Genomic DNA, 8,264 nt, shown 5'->3' on the forward strand with positions numbered 1-8,264 from the left:
GGACGCTGACCTTGGTTCTGGCGTTGTGCATTGTTTGCACCGCTTTGTGCTGGACGCTGACCTTGGTTTGGTCGTTGTGTATTATTGTTTGCACTGCCTTGTGCTGGGCGTTGACCTTGGTTTGGTCGCTGTGCATTGTTCGCACTGCCTTGTGTTGAATTTTGGCGTTGTGCATTGTTATTGGTACCTTGATTTGGACGTTGTCCTTGGTTTGAACGGTTTGCGTTCGCTGAGTTATTCTGTCTATTGTTTTGTGTCAAGTCTTTATTTCCTTTTCTATTCTGGAAATTTGGGTTGTTCTTCGAGCTCTTTCCATGGAATTTTGGTTTTTCGTGCTGGTTAGCTGATGGTTTTGCTTGAGTAGTTTGTTTCGGCTTGCTAGAAAAAGCTTGTTTCAATTTTGATTCATCGTCTCCTGATAATGAACCCATATGATTATTAACATCAATACCTAAGGTCTGTGCTTTTTCTACAACATCCTTACTTGATTGATTCACTTCTTTGGCAAATTCGTATACTCTTTTTTTTCCCATGCAATCACCTTCCTAACCTGTTATTAACGTCATAATTTTGTCGGCGAATCCTTGGTCCAAAACCCCGATAACTTTTCGTGGTTTGCCGATTGCGCCTAAAATCTCTCCTTGAGTAAATTCGACAAAACATGTCGTCTGATAATACTTACTTTTGTCTGATACTTTTTTCTGAGTGTTTCCACTCGCATCAGTAGTGACAATCACAAGCTTCACTTTATTTCTGCGAATCTCATTGATCGTCATTTCTTCCCCTGTGATCAGTTTGCCTGCACGCATTGCAAGGCCTAACATGTTCAAGGCCTTCTGCTTATTCATTGCCAAAGAGCTCTCTTCTGGCTTTTTGGTGTTTCACATAATCCAGTAGTTCTTGATAAAAATCATCAGTCAATTCGATGTCCAGTGTACGGTCTAAGATGCGTTTTTTCCAAGCTTCTTCAACTTCAGCCGGTTCCAGCGCAACATAAGCGCCTCGTCCTGGTTTCTTACCTGTAGGGTCAATTGAAACTTCACCCTCTTTTGACTTAGCGATGCGAATCAATTCTTTTTTAGGGAACATTTCACCGGAAACGACCGATTTGCGCAAAGGAACTTTTCTTTTTTTCATTTGCAGTCCTCCTAATTAACTATTCTTCATCTTGAACAGAAGCGTCGTTTTCAACTTCTTCTGTCATTTCTGGTGTTGCTTCTTCAATTTCCTCTTCTGCACTAGGATCAATTTCCTCAATTTCTGATTCATCATAGTTTGCGTAAAATTCTTCCATGTCTGATTCAGATTTGATATCAATTTTATGTGCAGTTAGCTTCGCAGCTAAGCGAGCATTTTGTCCGCGTTTACCGATTGCCAATGATAGTTGGTAATCAGGTACTACTACGGTACAAACTTTTGGATTATCAATATCGAAGATTACATCTTCAACTTGAGCTGGATTCAAGGAGTTCGCAATAAATACTGCTGGATCCTCGTTCCACTCAACGATATCCATATTTTCGCCTTTTAGTTCATTAACAATTGCTTGTACTCGTTGTCCTTTTGGCCCAACACAAGTTCCAACTGGATCAATATTTGGGTCTGTTGAACGAACAGCAACTTTCGCGCGATCACCAGCCTCGCGAGCAATGCTGACGATTTCGACGATACCATCATAGACTTCAGGAATTTCTTGTTCAAATAAACGGCGTAACAAATCAGGATGACTGCGGCTTACAAAAACTTGCGGTCCTTTTGATGTGTTTTCTACGCGAGAAACATAAACTTTGATACGATCATGTGGTTTATAGTGTTCATTTGGCATTTGGTCTTGTTTCGAAAGAACCGCTTCGATCTTGCCTAAGTTGACATAGATATAACGATTATCTTGACGTTCAACCACACCTTGCATAATGTCTTTTTCATAAGCACTATATTCGTTGTAGATGATGCTGCGTTCGGCTTCACGTACACGTTGCAGGATAACTTGCTTCGCTGTTTGAGCAGCAATTCGGCCGAAATCCTTTGGTGTTACTTCAAAACGAATCGTATCACCGATTTCATATGCTGGATTGATCTCCATTGCATCTTTCAGCGATACTTCTAATTGTGAATCCATAACTTCTTCCGTTACTTCTTTCACGGCATATACATGAATATCGCCTTTTTTTTCGTTGAATTCCACTTCAACATTTTGCGATTGACCGTAATGACGCTTGTATGCTGAGACTAAAGCTGCCTCTAACGCCTCGATTACGATTTCTTTCGAAACACCTTTTTCTGCTTCTAGAGTATCCAACGCATTCAGCATTTCTTTACTCATTCTAACTTTCCTCCTAGTTCATATTAACGAATCTATTTCTCAGAGTAAAAATAAGTCTGGCTTTCACCACGTATATCAATTTACTAAGAAAAAATAGGTTTGATTTCAATTAATTAAAATTCGATCGCAAAGCGGGCTTTTGCAATATTCTTACGATCAAAAACCATATCTTTAGTGCGGGTCTTAATTTTAACTGTTAATGTCAATTCATCTTCAGTTAAATCTTTCAAAAAGCCTTGATATTGTTTTTCACCATCAACATTTTGATATAATGACACATTAATATATTGTCCCAGCGCTTTTTGATAGTCTTCTTCTTTTTTCAATGGACGTTCGGCCCCTGGTGAAGAAACCTCAAGGAAATATGCTTGCGGAATCGGATCTGGATCGATTGAATCCAATTTATCGCTAAGTTGTTCACTGACAAGGGCGCATTCTTCAATATCGATTCCGCCTTCTTTATCAATAAATACTCTTAAAAACCAACTTTTTCCTTCTTTCACAAATTCCACTTCGACCAGCTCAAAATTATGCTCATCTAAAATAGGTGTTACTAGGTCAGTCACTGTTTCGACTACACTGCTCAAACTGTCAGCCTCCTTTATTCCATTAAAAAGAGTGAGCGAAAAATCCGCTCACTCACCATCACTCTATGATTAGTCTCTTATACACATATATACTGAAAATTCAACCGCTTCATTTTCATAGTGGAATTTTCTTTCATTTTAAAGCTGAATTTATCTTTTTCTTTACATATCAAACAATGAAAGTTGGTTTTCATCCGGCAAATCTTTTAAAACACCATGAGTATCCATATACTCGATTAAGGTCTTCGATACTTTACCTCGAGAGGCCAAATCTTCTTTTGATAAAAAGATACCATCCTTACGTGCTTCAACAATTTGTTTTGCCACATTCATGCCAAGACTTGGTACAGCACGGAAAGGTGCGATCAATGTGTCTCCATCAATTACAAAATCTTGAGCATCCGATTTGTATAAATCAATCATCCCGAAATGAAAACCACGTTCTAACATTTCATTACACAATTCCAAAACAGTTAATTGATTCTTCTCTTTTGTTGAGGCGTCCATCCCCTTATCAGTGATGGCCTTCATCGCTGCTTTAACTGCATCCTTACCTTTAGCCATTGCAACTAAGTCAAAGTCGTCAGCACGAACAGAAAAATATGCACAATAGTAAAGAATTGGAAAATAGACCTTAAAGTAAGCCACTCGCAACGCCATCAATACATAAGCTGCCGCGTGGGCTTTCGGAAACATGTACTTGATCTTCGAACATGAATCGATATACCAGTCTGGAACATTATTTTCTTTCATCGCAGCTAAATATGTTTCTCGTAACTCATCGTCGATTTTATTCCACTGACCTTTACGTACCGTCTCCATGATTTTGAAGGCCATTCCGCTATCAAGTCCTGCGTGAATTAAGTAGACCATGATATCATCCCGACAACCGATAACCTCGGCCAGGTTAGCTTCACCACGACTGATTAATTCTTCTGCATTTCCTAACCAAACATCGGTACCGTGTGACAAGCCGGAAATTTGCAGCAGTTCGGCAAAAGTTGTTGGTCCCGTTTCTTCTAACATTCCGCGAACGAATCGTGTACCGAATTCAGGGATGCCTAGAGTGCCCGTTTTAGAATAAATCTGATCAGGTTCAACGCCTAACACCTGCGGACCAGCAAAAATTTTCATTACTTCCGGATCATCAGTTGGGATCGTTTTAGGATCGACTCCCGATAATTCTTGGAGCATCCGAATCACGGTCGGATCATCATGTCCCAGAATATCGAGCTTCAAAACATTATCGTGAATCGAATGGAAATCAAAGTGAGTCGTTTTCCACTCGGAATTCCGGTCATCTGCCGGAAACTGAATCGGTGTAAAATCGTAAACGTCCATATAATCAGGAATAACAATGATTCCGCCCGGGTGCTGCCCTGTCGTCCGCTTAACACCAGTTGCTCCTTTGGCTAATCGATCAATCTCAGCATTTCTAAAATGCAGATTATGATCTCGTTCGTATCCTTTAACAAATCCATAGGCGGTTTTATCAGCGACTGTACCGATCGTACCTGCTCGATAAACGTAGTCTTCTCCAAACAGCACTTTCGTATAATCATGAGCTTTCGCTTGATAATCCCCAGAGAAATTCAAATCGATATCGGGAACCTTATCCCCGTGGAAACCTAAGAAAGTTTCAAAAGGAATATCGTGTCCATCCTTATTTAGACGAGCACCACATTTTGGACAAGCTTTTTCTGGCAAGTCAAAACCAGAACCATAAGAACCATCCTCAAAGAATTCCGAATATTGACAATCTGGACAATAATAATGCGGCGGTAATGGATTTACCTCTGTAATACCTGTCATAGTGGCAACAAAGCTCGATCCAACCGAACCACGCGACCCTACTAAATAGCCGTCAGCATTACTTTTGTGCACTAATTTTTGTGAAATCAAATAAATAACCGAAAAGCCATTTCCAATAATCGAAGTTAATTCTTTTTCTAAACGTTTCTCGATGATATCAGGTAATGGATCACCATATAACTCACGAGCACGGTCATAACTTAATTTTTTGATTTCTTCTTCTGAACCAGGAATTTTAGGTGTATAAAGATCGTCTTTAACTGGAACAATTTCTTCACAGCTGTCAACCACTGCATTGGGACCATCAACAACGATCTCTTTTGCTAGTTCTGGACCTAAGAAACTGAAGGCCTGCAACATTTCATCCGTAGTCCGGAAATGTACATCCGGTAAACTGTGACGATTTAACGGATTAGCTCCTCCCATTGAACTAATCAAAATTTTACGATAGATTGCATCCTCTTTATTCAAATAATGAACATCTCCAGTTGCAACCACTGTTTTGTTTAAGTCCTTGCCGATCTGAATTAAATTCCGCAAAATATCTTCTAAGTCCGACTCATTTTTAACTAATTCTTGTTCAATCAAAGGTGCGTAAACAGCCTTTGGCATCACTTCAATATAGTCATAAAAAGCTGCACGATTTTTAGCCTCTTCAACGCCCTTTTGCATCATCGCTTCAAATATTTCGCCCTGCGAGCAAGCAGAACCAACCAAAAGGTTTTCACGCAGCTTATTTAGTTGGGAACGCGGAATCCGCGGAACACGTTCAAAATATTCAACATTAGACATCGAAATTAATTTGAACAAATCCTTCAAACCAGCTTGGTTCTTCGCTAAAATCGTTGCATGGAACGGTCGTGCACGTTTATAAGAATCACCTTCACCAACATGATCGTTCAATTGGTCATGATAGTTCATGTCGTGTTTTTCGATCGCTTCTTTAACAAAAATCCATGCTAAATGTCCTGTTGCCTCAGCATCATAAACAGCTCGGTGATGTTGCTCTAGGTTGATGCCAAATTTCTTAGTCAGGACACCTAAACCAAATCGCTTAAACTCTGGGTATAAGAAACGAGCCAATTCCAAAGTATCGATAACTGGATTTGGTGTTTCCGGCATATCATGTCGAACATAGGTAGTATTGATAAATCCAATATCAAATGTCGCATTATGGGCCACTAGGATCGAACCTTCACAGAATTTTTCAAATAATTCCATGACTTCTTTTTCTGGTTTTGAGCCGCGTACCATTTCGTCAGTGATCCCAGTTAAATTGATCGTTGTTTCTGATAACGGATGCCCCGGGTCGATAAATTCTTCAAAGGTATCAATGACGTTTCCTTTGTGCATCTTAACCGCGGCCAACTCAATAATTGTATCGTATACGGCAGACAACCCCGTAGTTTCCACGTCAAAAACGACATACGTAGCATCTGTCAATGATTCATGAGCATCATTATAAGCAATCGGTACACCATCAGAAACGACATTTGCTTCAACACCATAAAGAATTTTTACACCGGCTTTTTTTCCGGCGGCGTGGGCATCAGGAAATGATTGAGCTCCGCCGTGATCAGTGATCGCAATTGCTCTATGTCCCCATTTTCCCGCCTGTGCGACCAACTCACTAGCACCATTAATGGCATCCATCGTACTCATATTAGTATGAAGATGCAGCTCTGAACGTTTCTCTGTTGCTGTATCTTGCCGTTCTGGATGTTTAACTTCTTGAATATCTTGGGCATTCATGACTAAATCACGCATGAAGGTATCTTCTTGCACACTGCCTCGCACACGAATCCAACTATTGTTGGCAATTGCTTCAAAAATTGCCTCATCTTTTTCACCATTTGAGAATTTCTTTACTACAAAGGAAGACGTATAGTCAGTCATTTTTATGATCAAAATTTTCCGTTTTGAACGCAACTCACGTACTTCTTTATCAAAAATGAATCCTTCAATAGTAATCCGACGCTCTTCTTCAATGATATTGCCCATCGGTGTGATGGCTTCATCTGCCGGGATATTGCGGCCCATTTGAATCGGTCCGTCAAAGTGGGCAGCACTTACTTTCTGTTCTTTTTTCTTCGATTCGTACTGCGCTATGCTGGCTGCTGCTTGTTCTTGCATCGCCTGTGCTTGCGCTTGTTTCCGAACTTCGAATTCTTGTAATTTTTTATCAGCTTGCTCTTTGTCTACTTCCGGATCGATTCGCAAATGTGGAAAGCCGTATGAGACTAAATTTTCTTCGATCAACGGCAAATACTGCTGCTTCAAAAATGGAATAACCGTCTCATTATCGATCAATAATACAATTCGCTTGCCTTGGATAACTGGCAGCGGTTTGCTCAAAACTTGCTTCACTAGCGGCGTATCACAATCTTGCTCACTCAAAGCCAACTGCCAATAATTTTGCAGAAGCTCTTCTTCAAATTGATTGTCTTCTGGGACGATATGTAATTTCACCTTCGCAATAGATTGGAAAGCGATTTGCAGCTTTTGGTAAAACGCATAAAATAATTTCGCCGGTAAAATTTCTGGTGTTTGAATATAAAATTCCCAAACACGTGATTTCTCATGAACAACAACCTCTTTGATCTCTGCTGCTTGGATCATTGGATGTTGCTGCTCTGTCTCGGCTAATTCAATTTGTCGTAATAAATTTTCGAACAGCTCACGATTTTTAGACAAAATGACATCTCCTTCACTTTTTCAAGTATGTTCCAGTATACCTGTTTTTTTTTATGATTGCATTAGAAAAAGGATCGAAAAAATTTCGATCCTTTCATTTAAAAGAAGAAACGCTGAATATCATTCCATGTGACTAAAATCATCAGAAGCATGATAAACCCAAATCCAATCATGGTAATCATACCTTCTTTTTCTGGATCAAGCGGTTTTCCCCGTGCCCCTTCGATTAAATTCAGTAAAATCTTACCGCCATCGAAGGCTGGAATTGGCAGCAAATTGACAATTCCTAAGTTGACTGACAAGAGCGCCATCAAATAAATGACCGTTTTAATCCCCGCACGCGAGGCTTCCGCAGACATCTGATACATCATCACGGGTCCACCAAGTTTATCTAAACTAAATCCAGTGAATAGTGAACCTAACGCACCGAAAATTCTTGTAACCATATCCCATGATTGCGTTAAACCGCCGACAACCTTATCTGTGAAACTGGTCTTCATATAAGGTGTTACACCGATTTGACCAACTTTTTCACCATTGCTTTTAACACTTTTCGGTGTCATTTGTACGGTTTTCTCTTTGCCATCCTGCTCGATCACAACCGACAATTCTTTTCCTGGCTTTTTCGTAACAGTATCAGTTAAATCATCCCAAGAAGAGATTTTCTTTCCATCTACAGAAACGATGGCATCATGATCCTTTAGCCCCGCAACAGCTGCCGGACTTTCTGCTTGCACCGTTCCGATCTGATTTGTATTGTAGTCTGCAACTCCACCTTGTAAGAAAGCCAGAGCGATAAACAATATGATCTGTCTCTTATACACATCTCCGAGCCCACGAGACGCTCA

At 40.1% G+C, this 8,264-nt stretch carries 6 protein-coding genes and 1 pseudogene; all 7 read right to left on the reverse strand.

Annotated elements, in window-relative coordinates; all coding sequences use genetic code 11:
- Positions 1 to 533, reverse strand: a 533-nt coding sequence (locus tag A5875_RS24120) for a translation initiation factor IF-2 N-terminal domain-containing protein (RefSeq protein WP_254911855.1), incomplete at its 3' end; no start/stop codon positions are given.
- 12 nt (positions 534 to 545) lie between these two features.
- Positions 546 to 848, reverse strand: a complete 303-nt coding sequence (locus A5875_RS06860) for a L7Ae/L30e/S12e/Gadd45 family ribosomal protein (RefSeq protein ID WP_171004990.1) — start codon at positions 846 to 848, stop codon at positions 546 to 548.
- Complete coding sequence (gene rnpM / locus A5875_RS06865; protein ID WP_088932915.1) at positions 841 to 1,137, reverse strand: RNase P modulator RnpM; 297 nt, start codon at positions 1,135 to 1,137, stop codon at positions 841 to 843. The genes A5875_RS06860 and rnpM overlap by 8 nt, the downstream gene beginning before the upstream one ends.
- Before the next feature lie 19 nt (positions 1,138 to 1,156).
- Positions 1,157 to 2,323 (reverse strand): transcription termination factor NusA, encoded by a 1,167-nt coding sequence (gene nusA, locus A5875_RS06870; protein WP_088932916.1) that lies wholly within the window; start codon positions 2,321 to 2,323, stop codon positions 1,157 to 1,159.
- 113 nt (positions 2,324 to 2,436) lie between these two features.
- Positions 2,437 to 2,910: a ribosome maturation factor RimP gene (rimP, locus tag A5875_RS06875; protein ID WP_088932917.1), complete on the reverse strand. Its 474-nt coding sequence runs from the start codon at positions 2,908 to 2,910 to the stop codon at positions 2,437 to 2,439.
- A 162-nt stretch (positions 2,911 to 3,072) separates the two neighbouring features.
- The gene (locus A5875_RS06880; protein WP_176244625.1) at positions 3,073 to 7,416 is read right to left on the reverse strand and encodes a PolC-type DNA polymerase III; all 4,344 of its coding nucleotides are present in this window, start codon (positions 7,414 to 7,416) and stop codon (positions 3,073 to 3,075) included.
- Between the two features lie 98 nt (positions 7,417 to 7,514).
- Positions 7,515 to 8,264 (reverse strand): annotated as a pseudogene (gene rseP, locus A5875_RS06885) (RIP metalloprotease RseP); the annotation flags it as partial.

Source organism: Enterococcus sp. 3H8_DIV0648 (genome assembly GCF_002140655.1).
Lineage (GTDB): Bacteria > Bacillota > Bacilli > Lactobacillales > Enterococcaceae > Enterococcus_A > Enterococcus_A hulanensis.